The sequence below is a fragment of the Yinghuangia sp. YIM S10712 genome, assembly GCF_051388935.1.
Lineage (GTDB): Bacteria > Actinomycetota > Actinomycetes > Streptomycetales > Streptomycetaceae > Yinghuangia.
Window position 1 is genome coordinate 560,084 of record NZ_JBPKBI010000001.1, and the last position, 13,985, is coordinate 574,068.

Sequence of the window (13,985 nt, forward strand, 5' to 3'; positions counted from 1 at the left end):
CTTGGCAGCCATCGAGACCGACTCCGACAAGCAGACCCGGGACACCGGTCCCGCCGACGCCCGGCTCGCGGACCACGGGGCCGCCGACGCGGGCATGTCGACCGCGCCACGCCAGGACTCCGACGAGATCGAGCAGCCCGTGCTCGGCGTCGTCGGCTGGCTGCGCTGGGCCTGGCGGCAGCTCACCTCGATGCGGATCGCGCTGATCCTGCTGCTGATGCTCGCGCTCGCGTCGATCCCCGGGTCGATCTTCCCGCAGCGCTCCGTCGACCCCTTCGCCGTCAACGACTACTTCCGCGACTATCCCGCCCTCGCGCGGTGGATGGACCGGTTCCAGCTCTTCAACGTCTTCTCGTCGTGGTGGTTCGCCGCGATCTACGTGCTGCTGATGATCTCGCTCGTCGGCTGCATCATCCCGCGCGTGTGGGCGCACGCCCGCGTGCTGGGCAGCCGGCCGCCGAAGGCGCCGCACCGCATGGAACGGCTTCCGGCGTACGCCCGTTGGGAGACGGACGCCGACGCGCAGACCGTGCTGGCCGCCGCACGCGGGCAACTCAAGCGCCGCCGCTTCCGCCTCAACACCGCGGACGACTCCCTCGCGGGGGAGAAGGGCTACGCGCGCGAGACCGGCAACGTGCTATTCCATGTCGCACTCGTCGGAATCCTCGTCGCCTTCCTGGTCGGCAACCTCTACAAGGGCAGCGGCAACAAGATCGTCGTCGAGGGCTCGGAACAGGGCTTCGCCAACTCCCTCGCCCAGTACGACGACTTCGATTCCGGCCCGTTGTTCGACGAGACCGACATGCAGTCGTTCGGCTTCAAGCTCACCAAACTCGACCAGACCTTCGAACGCCTGGGCGAGGAACGCGGCGCCGCGCGCAATTACAAGGCCGAGGTCGAGTACTGGGAGGGCGGGGACCACACGAAGACCAAAAGCGGGACGATCAAGGTCAACGAACCGCTGGTGGTCGGCGACACCAAGGTCTACCTCGCCAACACCGGGTACGCGCTGGACATCACCGTGCGCGACGCGGCGGGCAACGTCGCGTTCAGCGGTGACGTGGTGTTCCTGGACCAGGGCGCCAACAAGATCTCGACCGGCGTCGTCAAGGCCGCCGATGTCTCCCCCGGACTCCAGCAGATCGGGATCGACGGAATTTTCGCGCCGACCGCGCGAGAGGGTTCCATGCAGGGGACGGGCCCCCAATCGCTTTTCCCCGAGCTCGACAACCCGGTCCTGTACCTGACGGCGTACCACGGCAGCCTCGGCATCGACTCGGGCGTTCCGCAGTCGGTCTACAAGCTCAACGTCCGCGGGATGGAGCAGTACACGGGCCCTGACGGCACGCCGTGGAAGGCCACGCTTGTGCCGCAGACGTACAGCGTTCAGCCCGACGGCAAGATCGCCGCGTACGAGACGACGCTGCCGGACGGCAGCACCATCACCGTCAACGACGTCAAACCGTGGGCCAACTTCGAGGTCTCCTCCGAACCCGGCAAGGGTCTCGCCCTCTACAGCGTCATCGCCGCGATCACCGGCCTCGTGCTGTCGCTGTTCGTGCGGCGCCGCCGGATGTGGGTGCGCGCGGCGCCGGGGAGCGACGGGCGTACCGTCGTGGAGGTCGCCGGGCTGACCCGTACCGAAGGCGGCGGGTTGGGACAAGAGGTGCAGTCTCTCGTCGACGACCTGCGGGCCGCGGCTCCGGTCGCGACGGCGAACAAAGACCGGGACAGGGGCCCAGGCCCTGACACGGGCCCGGACAGAGGCACAGGCTCTGGCGACGGCTCGGACGCAGCCGCCGGCGTGACGAAAAACGACGAGGAGTAGGCGTGGCCCCGAACACTCTGGCGGCAGTCGACGCCGTCAACGAGAACCTGGCCGAGCTGAGCAACTGGTGTATGTACTCGGCCATCGCCGTCTACGGACTGGCCTTCTTCGCCTTCTGCGCGGAGTGGGTCTTCGGCGGTCGCAGCCGGGTCGCACAGCAGTCCGCCGCACTCGTGCGGCAGCCCGCCGCGGCCGAGCCCGCCCGCGCGATCGTCCCCGCCGCGACGCTCGCCGCCGCGCGGCGCGGCGGTGTCGCGGTGGCCGAACGGCCCGTCGCCACCGTCGAGACCGCAGCCCCCGCCGACGAGCAGCGCGTGACGGTCGTCGTGCGCGACGGCGGCCACGACGGAGGGTCGGCGGACGACGAGGGCGATGTGACCGGCGGCGACGCACGGTCCGACCGGTTCGGCCGGATCGCGGTCTCGTTCACCGTGCTGGCGTTCCTGCTGCATGCCGGAACGCTCATCGCACGCGGCTTCGCGGTCAAGCGCGCGCCGTGGGGCAACATGTACGAGTTCTCCGTGTCGGTCGCCCTGATGGTCGTCGCGGCGTTCCTCATCCTGCTGACCCGCCGCAAGGTGCGCTGGCTCGGCCTGTTCGTGCTGCTCCCGGTCATCACCACGCTCGGCGTAGCCGTCACCGTGCTGTACACCGACAGCCAGCAACTCGTGCCCGCGCTGCACTCGTACTGGCTGTGGATCCACGTCTCGACGGCGATCGTGTCCTTCGGCGCGTTCCACATCGGCGCACTCGCGTCGATCCTCTACCTGATGAAGGACAGCCACACCAAGCGCATGGCCGTGCCGTCCGGGTCGTCCGGGCCGTCCTCGCCGCCGAAGACGCGCCCGTGGGACTCCATGATCGAACGCCTTCCGAGTCCGGCCTCGCTCGACAAGACGGCTTACCGCGTCAACGCGCTGATCTTCCCGCTGTGGACCTTCGCCGTCGTCGCGGGTGCGATCTGGGCGGAGAACGCCTGGGGCCGCTACTGGGGCTGGGACCCGAAGGAGACCTGGTCGTTCATCACGTGGGTGGCATACGCGGCCTACCTGCACGCCCGGGCGACCGGCGGGTGGAAGGGACGCAACGCGGCATGGCTCTCGCTGTTCGCTTTCGCGTGCTTCCTGTTCAACTACTACGGCGTCAACATCTTCATCAACGGCCTGCATTCGTACGCCGGCGTCTGACAAACGTTGCCCCCGAACGCGGCGGGTCTACGCCCGGCGCGCCCTTCACCCGCGTCGCGACGCATGTGCTCAGACTCGCTCGGAAACCGGCGCCAACGCGCCCCTTTTGCGCTGTTGGAACGATCAACTACCGTGCGCGATGATGGAGTTCGTCGGGTCTGAGTAGCTTCGTGCCGGCGGCCCGTACGGTGGAGCCGCGTCGGGCTGACGGGGGGAGGCGGCCGTGGGCGAAGACGGGCGGGGGCGTCACCGGGCCCGCCGGATCGGTGAACTTCCCGAGCTGCTGCGGAGTTGGCGCCGCCGCGCGGCCAACGCCCTGGTGCGCGCGACCGGGTCCAAGCCGGCTGCCGTCATCGCCTTCCTCATCCTGGCGATCGCCGCGTGGATAGTCGCCGACGTCATCGTCGGCGAGGACACCCGCCGCACCGACAGGCACTCCGCATCGACCTCCCCCGGCAGCTCCCTGCCCCCGCCTCTGCCTCCCAACGAGCCTGCGCTGGTCGCCGCGGCCGGCCCGACGGCGGAAATGCCGGTGGCCCCCACCCCGGCGCCCACATCAGGAGCCACACCACCGGCGCCCCAAGCCCCGCCGCCTTCGGCATACCCGAACACCCCACCGCCGCAACCGGCTCCGCCTCCGGCGCAGCCCGCCCAGCCCGCTCCCAAGGTCGCCTACGCCAAGCAATACACGCTCATGGTCCGCAGCGCCCCCACCCAACGTGCCGACCTGATCGCAACGCTGCCCAACAACACCCCGGTCACCGTCGTCTGCCACACGACCGGCCCCAGCGTGGTCTCCTTCACCGGCCGCACCACGACAACCTGGGACAAGATCATCACCCCCGAAGGCGCCACGGGCTACGTCTCCGACGGTTGGCTCCTCACCGAGGACGACATCACCAGACTCGTCCCGGCGTGCTGAGTACCCGGGTGTGGTTGAGCACTTCCGCGGTGGGCGAAGTGTGCAGGCAGGAGAGTTGCCTCGTGACGAGGCAAGCCCGGAACGGGGAGCCGCCGAGCCTGGACGGCACCGCCCGAGACCGAGCGCGCGCCCGCCACGACGGTGGAAAGCTGATCTCGTGCCCATCTACGACTCGCTCGGGACCTCATACAGTCTGACTCGCCGACCGGATCCGCGAATCGCAGCTCAGATCCGAAACGCGCTCGGCGATGTCTCCGACGTGGTCAACGTCGGGGCCGGGACAGGCTCCTACGAACCCTCCGAAACCATCCTCGCGATCGAACCCAGCCACGCCATGATCAGCCAGCGTCCGCCCGGAGCCGCCCCCGCAGTTCGGGCCGTCGCGGAACAACTTCCGCTGCGCGACCGATCCGTCGACGCGGTGATGGCGGTGCTGACCATCCATCACTGGACCGACACCGTCGCGGGGCTCAGCGAACTCCGCCGCGTCGCCCGGCGCCGCATCGTTCTGCTGACGTGGGATCAGTCGGTCTTCCGGGAAAGGTTCTGGCTGGTACGCGACTACCTCCCCCAAACAGCCGCGCTCGACGACAAACGGGCGATCGGCATCGACGACTTGGTCGAACTACTCGGCGGAGCACGCGTGGAGCCGGTGCCCGTCCCGCACGACTGCACCGACGGGTTTGGCGCCGCGTACTGGCGTCGACCACGGGCGTACCTCGACCCTCAAGTGCGCGCCGGGATCTCCATGCTGGCGCAGACTGACCCAGACGTCCTCGCCCCCGGTCTGGCCGTCCTTGCCGACGACCTGGCGACCGGCAGATGGCAGGACCGCTACACCGATCTGCTCGCCCTCGACAGCATCGACGTCGGCTATCGGCTTCTCGTGTCCGATCTTTGACCGGCACCACGGACGACTCGCGTACGAGCCCGTCCCCGACGCGGCATGCACCGCACACCGATCGGCCCCTCCCGGGGAGACGGGCCGCCGCCGCGTCCGCGCGCGTCGGCCCGAGCCTGCCGCGTCGGCCCGGCACGCCGACATCGTCAGAGCGTTCAAGCGTGCCTGGGAGGCCCAGGACATCGCCGCCCTCGTCGCCCTGCCGGCCCCCGACGCCACGGCGACCGGCGACGGTGGTGGACGGGCCACGGCCGAGTTGCACCCGGTCGAAGGCGCCGAGCAGGTCGCGCGCTTTTACGTTGAGCGGCACCCGGGTGCGACAACCGGCCTAACGCTCGTGGGGCGCACGGTCAACGGGCAGCCGGGACTGGTGGCACAGCACGCCGGCGTCACCGTAGCGGTCATCGCCTTCGACATAACCGGCCACCGGATCAGCCGTATCTGGGCTGTCCTCAACCCCGACAAACTGCACGCCTGGACGACGGCCTGAGCGCGCACAGACGCCACCACGGCTGACCGTATCCACAATCCGCGAATGTTTTTCCTGCGAACCCGGTGCTCGGCGCGGCCCGCGTAACCTCGGATGCGCCGCGTCGGCTGCGTGCCGCTGCGCGAAGCGCGGGAGGGGACGGGGCCGATGGCGACGGCGCGCGACCGTGTCGCAACCGGCACGGTGTACGCGGTCACGACCCAACTCGTATGGGGTCTCCAGCCGTTGTTCTGGCCGCTGCTCGATTCGATGGACTCCCTGGCGATCGTGGCCCACCGCGTGGTCTGGTCGTGCCTGGTGGCCGTTGCGTTCGTGCTCGTGCGCGCTGGCACCCGCGCTGACATGGCGACTCTTGTCCGCTCGCCCACTGCTTTGCGGTCGTTGGCGGTGAGCGGAGTACTGCTGGGTGCGTCGTGGGCGGCTTATGTCTACGCCGTGGTCTCCGGCCACGTCGTCGAGGCGTCGCTCGCGCTGCTGATCGGGCCGCTGCTCGGCGCTGTCACCGGGGTGCTCGTATTTCGGGAACGGATGCGCCGGGCGCAGTGGTTCGCGTGCGCGTCGGCGACGTTCGCTTTGGCGGTGTTGATCGCGGCGTACGGGGGAGTGCCGTGGCTGGCGCTGTCGATCGCGGGGACGGTGGCGGCGTACAACCTGGTGCGCAAGCGTCGTCCGTTGCCCGCCGCGGCCGGCACCGCGATCGAGCTCACGATGGTGTGCCCCCTCGGACTGGCGGTGATCCTGTGGGGCGGGGGCGGATCGGCCGCGGCGGTGGCCCGTTGGGAGATGGTGTGGCTCCTGCCTGCGGCAGGGCTGATCACCGCGGTGCCGAGCATCCTGCGTACCGCAGCGATCGGGCGCATTCCGCTGTCCGCCTACAGCTTGGTGAGTTACCTCAACCCGGCTTTGCAGTTCGCCATCGGCGTCGGGGTGCGCCACGAGCCGATGACCGCATCGCGCTGGGCGGGTTTCGCGTTGCTGTGGTGCGCGCTGGCGGTCTTTGCCACTGATGCCGTACGCAGCCACAGGGGGCGTGAGGCGATCGACAGGCCGGAGTGCCCGCGTTCGACCGGAACTGCCGCAGTCGCAGGCGGTGCGGAGCCGAGGGCGGAGCAAGACCGGATGACCCGCCCTGACTCCCTGCACGACGTGGCAAAGCCTCCGGACGCCTTGCGCGGCCACGCGGATCGTGACAGTTGAGGCCTGCTGGGCAAGCGAGTTGACGTCGGCTGGGCGTTGATACCGAACGACTACGCCGAGACCTACGAACTCTACTGTTATGTACGGGAGTTCGTAGGTCTCGGCGAAGGACGGTCAGACGTGCTTGAGTTCACCGGTGAGGGCGTCCCACGAGGACGGGGTAACGGCGAGCACGCCGCGTGCGGGGTCTTTGCTGTCGCGGACGGGGACGATGCCGGGGGTGCCTACAGCGACCTCCACGCAGTTGCCGCCCTGGCCGTTGCTGTAGGTCGACTTGCGCCAAGCGGCGGTGCTCAAGTGGGGAGAGGGGCGCATGCTTGATACTCCTTCACAGCCGCGCGAATCATGGCTGCTGACGCCTCCTGCGTCAGGGCGCTGGCGCGGACGAGATCGTACGCCAATTCGTACCCCGCCGCCGCCGCCGTCACGTCTTCGATGAGTTGCCCCGTGTGGCTGCCTTCCAGGTAAGCGCTTTGGCTTCCGTCAGCTTGCGTCAGCAGCGTCAGCGAGCCGCCCAAGAGGGCATGGGCACCGTGGGCGAACGGGATCAGCTGGATGATCACGCCCGATGACTGACTGAACGTCAGCAAATGTTGGAGTTGCTCGGCCATGACCTTCGGGCCGCCCACAGGTCGGCGCAGCACAGCCTCGTCCAGGACGACCAACAGGTGTGGCGGGTTGTTGCGGGCGAGCGTGGCTTGTCGACCCAAGCGGGCCTCGACGTCTTCCTGGATCTTCTCGTCTGTCGCGGTGGCCTGACTCGCCCGCAGTAGCGCGAAGGCGTACGCAGGCGTTTGCAGCAGGCCCGGGACCATCGCACATGAGAACTCACGGATCCGGACGGCTGTCGCCGCCAGATGCATGAACCGCCGTACGAAGTCCGGGAAGATCTCGTTCTTGATCAGCTCATACAGCACCACGAACGTCCCGTTCGTCCCGAATGCCATGTCGAGCTTCGGCGGCAGGTCCGGCGGGATCGGCCGCTCTGCCGTCTCGAACCGGGACACGTGCACGCGGCTGTAGCCGAGGATGTCGGCCAGCCCTGCGAGCGACATGTCCAGGAGCTTGCGGTGGCGCCGGATCTCGGAGCCGTAGAAATGGCGCGGTGACGCGCCGGGCGTCAACTCGCGTTCTTGGAATTGCATTTGGGCATACCTCCGCCGTTACCAAAGGCACCGGGCACCGCGATGTCACTCTTGAGAGTACGGCCGAACGGTAATGCTGTAGGCACGGAACGTGAAATTCCTGTTCGACGGCGGAAGGCGTACGGCGGATGGCGACACGAGCAAAGACCCCGCACCCGGGTGCGGATGCCACGGACACCGCACGGCAATTGGCCTCGGCGTTATCCGCGCTGGACGTCGAATTCCCCGATATGCGCCCGTGTTTGCTGCCCGACGGGACGGCCGGCGTGCACCTCGGAACCAATTCGGCCGCGCACGCCGCCCGGTTCGCGGAGCGTTTGCGGGAGCGGATGTGAGCGACGAGGAATCCCGCCGGGTGCACTACCGTCCCTTCGTCGCAAGGCTCTTGGACGTGCCGGACGTTGCCGCCGCGACGCCGCAACCGGGCCCGCCCGTCGAGCGTTTGCTTGCGCCGCTCATGGTCCTCGTCGCCTGGGGCAGCGATCCGGCCCACGCGTCTGTGGCCGCCCGCGGGGGCGCCGTGTACGTCTCCGACCGGGGCTTCAGACTGCGCGAATCCCTGACCAGCTACGGCGGTCCGATGCGCGCCGCGCCTCTCGTCCGCGTCGCCCTCACCACGTTCTTCCGGCGCGATGTCACCTACGACCGCGCGTGGTGGCTCGTACCGCACTCGGCGATTTCCCCGCAGACAATGGCGCGCGCCCGCACCGACCTTCAACAGCAATGGAACGACGAGGCCGCCCGCGCGGGGGAGTTCCGTTCGCTGCCGTGATCTCGCAGGTGCCGTGTTGGATTTGCGGGGGAGCGGTCTTAACGGAACGGCGGGAACTACTGAGCCGCCGGCATTCATCCGCACCCTGGCCGCGCATTCCCTGTCGGCTCATATAAACCCGGGACAGCCGGAACCGCGTCGAATGCGGTCCCGGCCTTGTCGCCATTGCCGGCGGAGTTCCCGAATAATCACACCGCAGACGGCCACTGGCTCCCGGCATACCGACCGGGCGCCGGCCGGCGTCCGCACCACTGCTGGTGCCGGCTGCCGGCCGGGCATCGCGGTCCTTGCGCGCTCATCGCACGGGCGGCTTGGTTGCCGTTACTGTCCCGCGTTCGCGCGTACCGGTTCGGGGCCATCGGCGGGCGCGGCCTCGGTTTTGGATTGCATGGACGCCTTGCCGCGCGGCATCAGGGTGGCGACGATCAGCAGGGCGACGGCGCCGAGGACTGCCCCGGACAGGAAAGCGTCGTGGTTGGCCGCCTCGTGGGCCTTGGCGATCATCTCGGGATCACTTCCCGCCGCAGCCAGTTCGGCGCCCATGCCGCTGTAGGCGATGGTCGCCACGACCGCCAGACCGAGCGCGCCGCCGGCCTCCTGGCTGGTGTTGATCAGACCGGCCCCGACGCCCGCCTCCTTGTCGGAGACCCCGACGAACGCGGCGATCTGCAAGGTCACGAACACCATGCCGCAGCCGAGGCCGAGCAGGATGAAGGGGGCCAGCAGGTCGACCGCGTAACTGCCGTCCGCCGGAGCCCGCCACATCAGCAGCAGGCCGGCGACGGTGAGGGCGAGACCGATCATGACCACCGGGCGGGCCGCCATCTTGGTGACCAGGTCGGAGGCGATGCCCGCACCGGCCGCGACGGCGACGGCGAGCGGCACGTACGCGAAGCCCGCCTTCAGCGCCGACCGCCGACGTGCCGCTCCTGCGCCCGGCCGGTGCGCTGCCCGGTGACTGGCGGGACGATCGCACACCACGGTGGACCCCTCAAGGCCGGGCCATCCCCACCGGACCTTGGTTCGAGACCTTCCAAGAGGCACTCGCGCTGATCGGCGCGGGAAAGGGCGCCTTCATCGTCGGCGCCCAGGCCGCGCGGTTCTACACCCGCCCCGACGTCGCCTACGTCCCCCTCGCCGACGCCCCTCCCCTCGACTGGGTGCCCACCTGGCTCACCACCAACAACACCCCGCGCATCCACGCATTCATCCGCACCGCCCAGGAGATCACCGCAAAACAAGCTCCCGACAAGCCGCCCCCGGACCCCCAGCCGACACCCTGACGACGCCCGGCTCCACCGCCCGGCGGCCCGGCGTCAGTCCTTCGTGCGGCCCTCGCCGCCGCCCTCCGGGTCGTCGCCTCGGAATTCGTCTTCGCGGCTGCTGTGCGTCTGAATTCCCACTCGGACCGGGCCCGCCCGGCGCGCGGTGATCTGCGCAGCGGCTTACGCAAGGCGGTGTTCCCAGCGCAGGGACGGCTCTTCGCCGATCCAGTACTCGTGCGAGCGGATGGTGAGCCGGAGTTGGACGGCGCTGATCTCGGGGCGCCCGGCCTTCGTCCAACCGGTCAGCGCACGCTCGACCGCATCCCACAGTGCAACCGGCCCGCCTTGGCGGACCGTCCAGCCGTTCCCATCGCCGGTGATCGCGGCGAAGGACTCTCTATTGGGCGCGAAAAGGTAATGGACGACCTGTCCATCATCAGCAGCTGTCTTCACCAACTGCGCGTCGGGGGCGGCCAGTTGCGCCAGGAAGGCGGGGGTCCACTCCTCCAGCATCTTGGGCGGGATCGTCGTGCGGCGTTCGGTGTCGGCGTACGCCGTGCGAGCGGACAAGTCGCCGGCCACCGGCGGCACCGCCTGTGAGCGGGCCGGCATGAACGACGACCGCCCGATGATGCGGCCCTCCGCCGTGCCGTCCTCCAGTACCGTCACTTTGGCGAGTCCGGTGCCGTATGACCACGGCCCGACCGTGGCCAGAATCGTGCCGCCCGGTCTGGTCTGCCGGACCCACGAATAGGGGATGCGGCGGACCGCGCAGGTGGCGATTACCTTGTCGTACAGCGCGCGGTACGGGTGGCCGAGCAGCCCGTCACCGGTAACCGTCCACGTCGAGTAACCGGCCGTCTCCAGCGCGGCATCCGCACGCGCGGCGACATATGGATCGACTTCGATCGTGGCGACTCGGTCTTCGCCCAGCCGGTGGCACAACAGCGCAGTGGAGTACCCGGTCCCGGTGCCCACTTCCAGTACGGACTGTCCGTCTTCGATGTCCAAAGCTTCGATCATGGAGAGCACGGTGGCGGGGACGGTCGACGAGGAGGTGGGGAAGCCGGTGACCGGGTGAGCCACTTGATCGGCCGTCAGGTGTCCGTCGAGCTGTGTGACCAGCGACTGGTCGCTGTACGCGATGGCCGTCCAGTCTTCGGGACGGCTGCCGAGTGCGGTCACCGGCCGCCATCGCCCGTCCTCGGTGGGGAGGAACACCCCAGGGTGGAGGAAGAGTTCGCGAGGCACAGCTTCCACCGCCGCTCGCCAAGCGGGGTTGACCAGATGACCGCTCGCTTCGAGACGGTCCGCGAGCGCGCGGCGCTCGGCCGCCGTGTCCGGGGTCACGGTCCCCCTTGTTCGAGAAGATCGGCAAAGGAGGCGGCCAGCGGCAACCCGGTCTCGTCCTCCAGCCACCCCCACTGGCCGTTCGGGTTCAACTCAAGCCAGTGGTAGCCGCCGTCGCGGTCGACGGCGAGATCGAAGCTTCCCGAGCTCAGGCCGAAGTGCCGAAGGTACGCGAGCAGAGCCGCGTCGACCTGGTGCGGGAGGTTGACCACGCGGTAGGCGAGCGCGCTGTAATCGCGTCTCCAATCCAGGAGACCGGAGTCGATTCGGACGGCGAACACCCGCGTCCCGATGACGAGCGCCCGCACGTCGGCGATTTTGTCCACGCGGGCCTGGAACAGGTGCGGCACCACAGTGACCGACTCGTCCAACTCGGCGGCGGTGACCGGCTCGGTCCATGTCGTGAACCCTGTGGCGCCCTGTTGGTAAGGCGTCCAACGCAGCGCCTTGTAGACCACATTGCGGTGAGTCGCGATGAATCGCTGGACCTCATCCAGGTCGTTCGACACCAGTGTGGGCGGCACCGTGAGGCCCAGGCACCTGGCCACGGCGAGTTGCAGCGGTTTGTGCTCGGCCTCGAAATTGCGCAGCGGATGGTTGACGTACCGGCAGTTCGGCAGTGCGTAGAGCGTGCCGCCGAGGCCATGCCGCACTTGTGCGGCGGCGAACCGGGCATCCGCTTCCTCGAAGTGGTCGAAGGCCGGCCAGGTCGGTCGGCGCCAGTACAGCGACCGAGCGGTGTCCAGGTCGGCGGTCCGTGACGGCGTCCGCAGCACCTGACGTGGCGCCGTAGTCGGGCAACTGCCGAACGAAGCCGAAATCGCCAAGTCCCCGCCGATGTCGGAGGGATTGAACCGGACCACCGGCACCCCACGCCGATTGAGCTCGTCGATGACCATGTCCGCGGTCTGGTCGTCCGCCTCGGTGGCCACCAGTACGGATCCCTTGGCCATCCGTCAGTCCTGGGTGCTGTCGTGGTCGTGGTCGGTGTCGTTGCGCGAGTCCAGGTTGGTGGATTGCGGTTGAGTCTCGGTGCCTCGGCTGGTTCCGTGCTTGCCCATCTCCACCACCTGGCCCCGTCGGTCACGAAAGACCCCGAGCTGAGTGACGGGGTCGATGGCGACGGTGGCAAACGGCTGGGCGCAGGTCGACGGGTACGGCCGCATCCGGCCCACGCCCCAGGGGCGAAGTTGCGTGTGCTGCATCGGATTCCTCCAGACGGATTGATGGCAACAACGCCAAATGATTGCGGGATGCAGCAGGTTCGCCTAGACGGTTTCCCGTTCGCGCAAGAATTCGTCCCGGATGTTCGCGACCATCGCGCGCATCTCGTCGCCGTAGAGCGCAGTCGAACTGAAGCCTTCAAACTTTCGTATGTACAGCGAGACGTCGCGGGGGTCGGTGACTGTCACTTCGGCGTGAATCGTCTCGACGGCCACGGTCTTGTCATCTCGGATGACAAAGGCATGGTTCGCCACGTCCGTCTGCCGTGCCGACAGAGGAACGACACGAACATCTATCCCGGGCAAGCGCGACAGCGAAATAATTCGGTCGAGCTGTTCTGCCATCCGGCTGGTCGAGACTATCCGCCACCGCAAAACCGGCTCGGTGACAATGAAGCGCAGATCCTTCGTCGAGTCGTAAAGAACCTGCTGTCTGTCGATTCTCGTCCGCATCGTCTGCATCAGGACATCCTCGCCGAGGTTATGCCTGGAGAGCACAGCTCGGATGTATTCGGGTGTCTGGAGCAGTCCGGGTATGAGCGCAGGCTGGAAGAGCCGCAGCAGTTGCATGCGAGATTCCAGCGCCAGAGTCTGCTGTTGCGCCTTGTGCACGCCCATGCGTCGGACGAGTCGCCACGCCGTCGCTTCCGTGGCCTGCGCCCTGGCCACCGACAGATACTCGGCCTTGACCTCTTCCGATACCGCCAAGGCGCTGAGGATGCGTTCGACGTCGGCCACACCGGGGACAACACGACCGTTCTCGATCTTCGACAGCTTGGCCGCGGACATCACCGCACTGCGGGCCACGGCCTTGGCCTCCTTGCCGGAGGCCTGCCGCAATGCCCGCAGTGCGGCGCCGAGTTCCGTCTTGTTCACTCGCCGTACTTCGCCCACCAATCGGGGAAGGGCTGAGCCTGTTCCAGCGCCCGATCCCGCAAGCCGACGAAGTCCCGCCCGCAGGACGACGGCAGCGTCTCCCGACGTATGATTCGCCCTGTTTCGTCATAGTGCATCAGCACAGCGGTTGTCTCGTCGAAAAGCCAGAAATCCGGCTGTTCGTCAAATGGATTGGGCGTTCCGGTGACATCGAGGATGTAGAACTCCTCGCCCCCGGCAGCATTCGCTTGATAGCCCCACCCCAGTTCGAACCTCAGGTATGGGGTCAGGGGGCGCGTCAGGACATGGACGCGGTAAATGCGCTTGCCCCGGGCTGTGTGGCTTCGGAGCTCGGCGATCCAGGCTTCGTTGTAGTCGGCCGGTCTCGGTTGCCCGGACAAGAAGGCCCGGTACGCTTCCGTATTCCCCGAACCGCTGTAGTCGTCCAGCGTTTCCAGGCGGAATGCCTCGCGCTCGAACGTATCGAAGAGATCACTGAGATTCTTGCTCGCCATGGAGTCCCTTCCGTACCAGGTCAAGCACCAGCTCGATCGGGATCTCGACCACCGCTTCATGCTCAGGAAGGATCAGCCCGTGATCCGCGGGTGTCTCACCCTGAACAAGAAAGGTCCCGCGGGCTGTCGCGTAGATGGTCGGGCAATCCTTGATGTCGCAAGTGCTCACGAGTTTCCGGACCCTCATGGCTCCCCCTCCTGCAACTCTGTACCTTCAGCCCGATGCTTCCGGTCCTTGGCAAGGGAAGACAAGAGCTTTCGGTTTCCACATCGGGAAACCGGACGTGCGCGGGGGGGGGGGGGGGGGGGGGGGG

Annotated in this window: 18 protein-coding genes; 9 read left to right on the forward strand and 9 right to left on the reverse strand. The window is 68.0% G+C overall.

The features are described from left to right. Nucleotide 1 precedes the first annotated feature (1 nt). From resB to rarD, 6 genes are all read left to right on the forward strand, one after another. Nucleotides 2–1,828, forward strand: a complete 1,827-nt coding sequence (resB, locus tag ACRX5W_RS02595) for a cytochrome c biogenesis protein ResB (RefSeq protein WP_436786224.1) — start codon at nucleotides 2–4, stop codon at nucleotides 1,826–1,828. Between the two features lie 71 nt (nucleotides 1,829–1,899). Next, nucleotides 1,900–3,015 carry a c-type cytochrome biogenesis protein CcsB gene (gene ccsB / locus ACRX5W_RS02600; protein WP_436786767.1) on the forward strand — a complete coding sequence of 372 codons (1,116 nt, stop codon included), beginning with the start codon at nucleotides 1,900–1,902 and terminating at the stop codon, nucleotides 3,013–3,015. A 223-nt stretch (nucleotides 3,016–3,238) separates the two neighbouring features. Then, nucleotides 3,239–3,937, forward strand: a complete 699-nt coding sequence (locus ACRX5W_RS02605) for an SH3 domain-containing protein (protein WP_436786225.1) — start codon at nucleotides 3,239–3,241, stop codon at nucleotides 3,935–3,937. Nucleotides 3,938–4,094: 157 nt separating this feature from the next. Continuing rightward, a complete protein-coding gene (locus ACRX5W_RS02610) occupies nucleotides 4,095–4,838 on the forward strand; it encodes a class I SAM-dependent methyltransferase (RefSeq protein WP_436786226.1) in 744 nt (247 codons plus the stop codon). 337 nt (nucleotides 4,839–5,175) lie between these two features. Next, nucleotides 5,176–5,328 carry a hypothetical protein gene (locus ACRX5W_RS02615; RefSeq protein WP_436786227.1) on the forward strand — a complete coding sequence of 51 codons (153 nt, stop codon included), beginning with the start codon at nucleotides 5,176–5,178 and terminating at the stop codon, nucleotides 5,326–5,328. Between the two features lie 147 nt (nucleotides 5,329–5,475). Further along, nucleotides 5,476–6,525: an EamA family transporter RarD gene (gene rarD, locus ACRX5W_RS02620; protein WP_436786228.1), complete on the forward strand. Its 1,050-nt coding sequence runs from the start codon at nucleotides 5,476–5,478 to the stop codon at nucleotides 6,523–6,525. A 114-nt stretch (nucleotides 6,526–6,639) separates the two neighbouring features. Here rarD and ACRX5W_RS02625 read toward each other — a convergent pair whose 3' ends face one another. Further along, the gene (locus ACRX5W_RS02625) at nucleotides 6,640–6,840 is read right to left on the reverse strand and encodes a DUF397 domain-containing protein (protein WP_436786229.1); all 201 of its coding nucleotides are present in this window, start codon (nucleotides 6,838–6,840) and stop codon (nucleotides 6,640–6,642) included. Next, nucleotides 6,819–7,670: a helix-turn-helix domain-containing protein gene (locus ACRX5W_RS02630; protein ID WP_436786230.1), complete on the reverse strand. Its 852-nt coding sequence runs from the start codon at nucleotides 7,668–7,670 to the stop codon at nucleotides 6,819–6,821. The genes ACRX5W_RS02625 and ACRX5W_RS02630 overlap by 22 nt, the downstream gene beginning before the upstream one ends. Before the next feature lie 128 nt (nucleotides 7,671–7,798). On the opposite strand from ACRX5W_RS02630, the gene ACRX5W_RS02635 reads away from it, so the two are divergent. Next, nucleotides 7,799–8,005, forward strand: a complete 207-nt coding sequence (locus tag ACRX5W_RS02635; RefSeq protein WP_436786231.1) for a hypothetical protein — start codon at nucleotides 7,799–7,801, stop codon at nucleotides 8,003–8,005. After that, nucleotides 8,002–8,442: a hypothetical protein gene (locus ACRX5W_RS02640; RefSeq protein ID WP_436786232.1), complete on the forward strand. Its 441-nt coding sequence runs from the start codon at nucleotides 8,002–8,004 to the stop codon at nucleotides 8,440–8,442. Before ACRX5W_RS02635 ends, ACRX5W_RS02640 begins: the two co-directional genes overlap by 4 nt. A 321-nt stretch (nucleotides 8,443–8,763) precedes the next feature. On the opposite strand, the gene ACRX5W_RS02645 is transcribed toward ACRX5W_RS02640, so the two are convergent. Continuing rightward, a complete protein-coding gene (locus ACRX5W_RS02645) occupies nucleotides 8,764–9,423 on the reverse strand; it encodes an MFS transporter (RefSeq protein ID WP_436786233.1) in 660 nt (219 codons plus the stop codon). Here ACRX5W_RS02645 and ACRX5W_RS02650 point away from each other — a divergent pair. Next, entirely contained in the window at nucleotides 9,363–9,725 is a 363-nt protein-coding gene (locus tag ACRX5W_RS02650) for a hypothetical protein (protein WP_436786234.1), read from the forward strand. The two genes, ACRX5W_RS02645 and ACRX5W_RS02650, sit on opposite strands and share 61 nt — an antisense overlap. 162 nt (nucleotides 9,726–9,887) lie before the next feature. Here the strand turns inward: ACRX5W_RS02650 and tgmC are convergent, their stop codons facing one another. The 6 genes from tgmC to ACRX5W_RS02680 all read right to left on the reverse strand — a co-directional run bounded on the left by tgmC (nucleotide 9,888) and on the right by ACRX5W_RS02680 (nucleotide 13,858). Further along, nucleotides 9,888–11,057, reverse strand: coding sequence for an ATP-grasp peptide maturase system methyltransferase (gene tgmC / locus ACRX5W_RS02655; RefSeq protein ID WP_436786235.1), 1,170 nt, complete (start codon nucleotides 11,055–11,057; stop codon nucleotides 9,888–9,890). After that, nucleotides 11,054–12,010 (reverse strand): ATP-grasp ribosomal peptide maturase, encoded by a 957-nt coding sequence (gene tgmB, locus ACRX5W_RS02660; protein WP_436786236.1) that lies wholly within the window; start codon nucleotides 12,008–12,010, stop codon nucleotides 11,054–11,056. Before tgmB ends, tgmC begins: the two co-directional genes overlap by 4 nt. 3 nt (nucleotides 12,011–12,013) lie before the next feature. Beyond that, the gene (gene tgmA / locus ACRX5W_RS02665; protein WP_436786237.1) at nucleotides 12,014–12,262 is read right to left on the reverse strand and encodes a putative ATP-grasp-modified RiPP; all 249 of its coding nucleotides are present in this window, start codon (nucleotides 12,260–12,262) and stop codon (nucleotides 12,014–12,016) included. A 63-nt stretch (nucleotides 12,263–12,325) separates the two neighbouring features. Continuing rightward, nucleotides 12,326–13,156 carry a helix-turn-helix domain-containing protein gene (locus ACRX5W_RS02670; protein WP_436786238.1) on the reverse strand — a complete coding sequence of 277 codons (831 nt, stop codon included), beginning with the start codon at nucleotides 13,154–13,156 and terminating at the stop codon, nucleotides 12,326–12,328. Next, nucleotides 13,153–13,671, reverse strand: a complete 519-nt coding sequence (locus ACRX5W_RS02675) for a DUF6879 family protein (RefSeq protein WP_436786239.1) — start codon at nucleotides 13,669–13,671, stop codon at nucleotides 13,153–13,155. The genes ACRX5W_RS02670 and ACRX5W_RS02675 overlap by 4 nt, the downstream gene beginning before the upstream one ends. Then, nucleotides 13,649–13,858: a hypothetical protein gene (locus tag ACRX5W_RS02680; RefSeq protein WP_436786240.1), complete on the reverse strand. Its 210-nt coding sequence runs from the start codon at nucleotides 13,856–13,858 to the stop codon at nucleotides 13,649–13,651. Before ACRX5W_RS02680 ends, ACRX5W_RS02675 begins: the two co-directional genes overlap by 23 nt. Nucleotides 13,859–13,985: the final 127 nt, after the last annotated feature.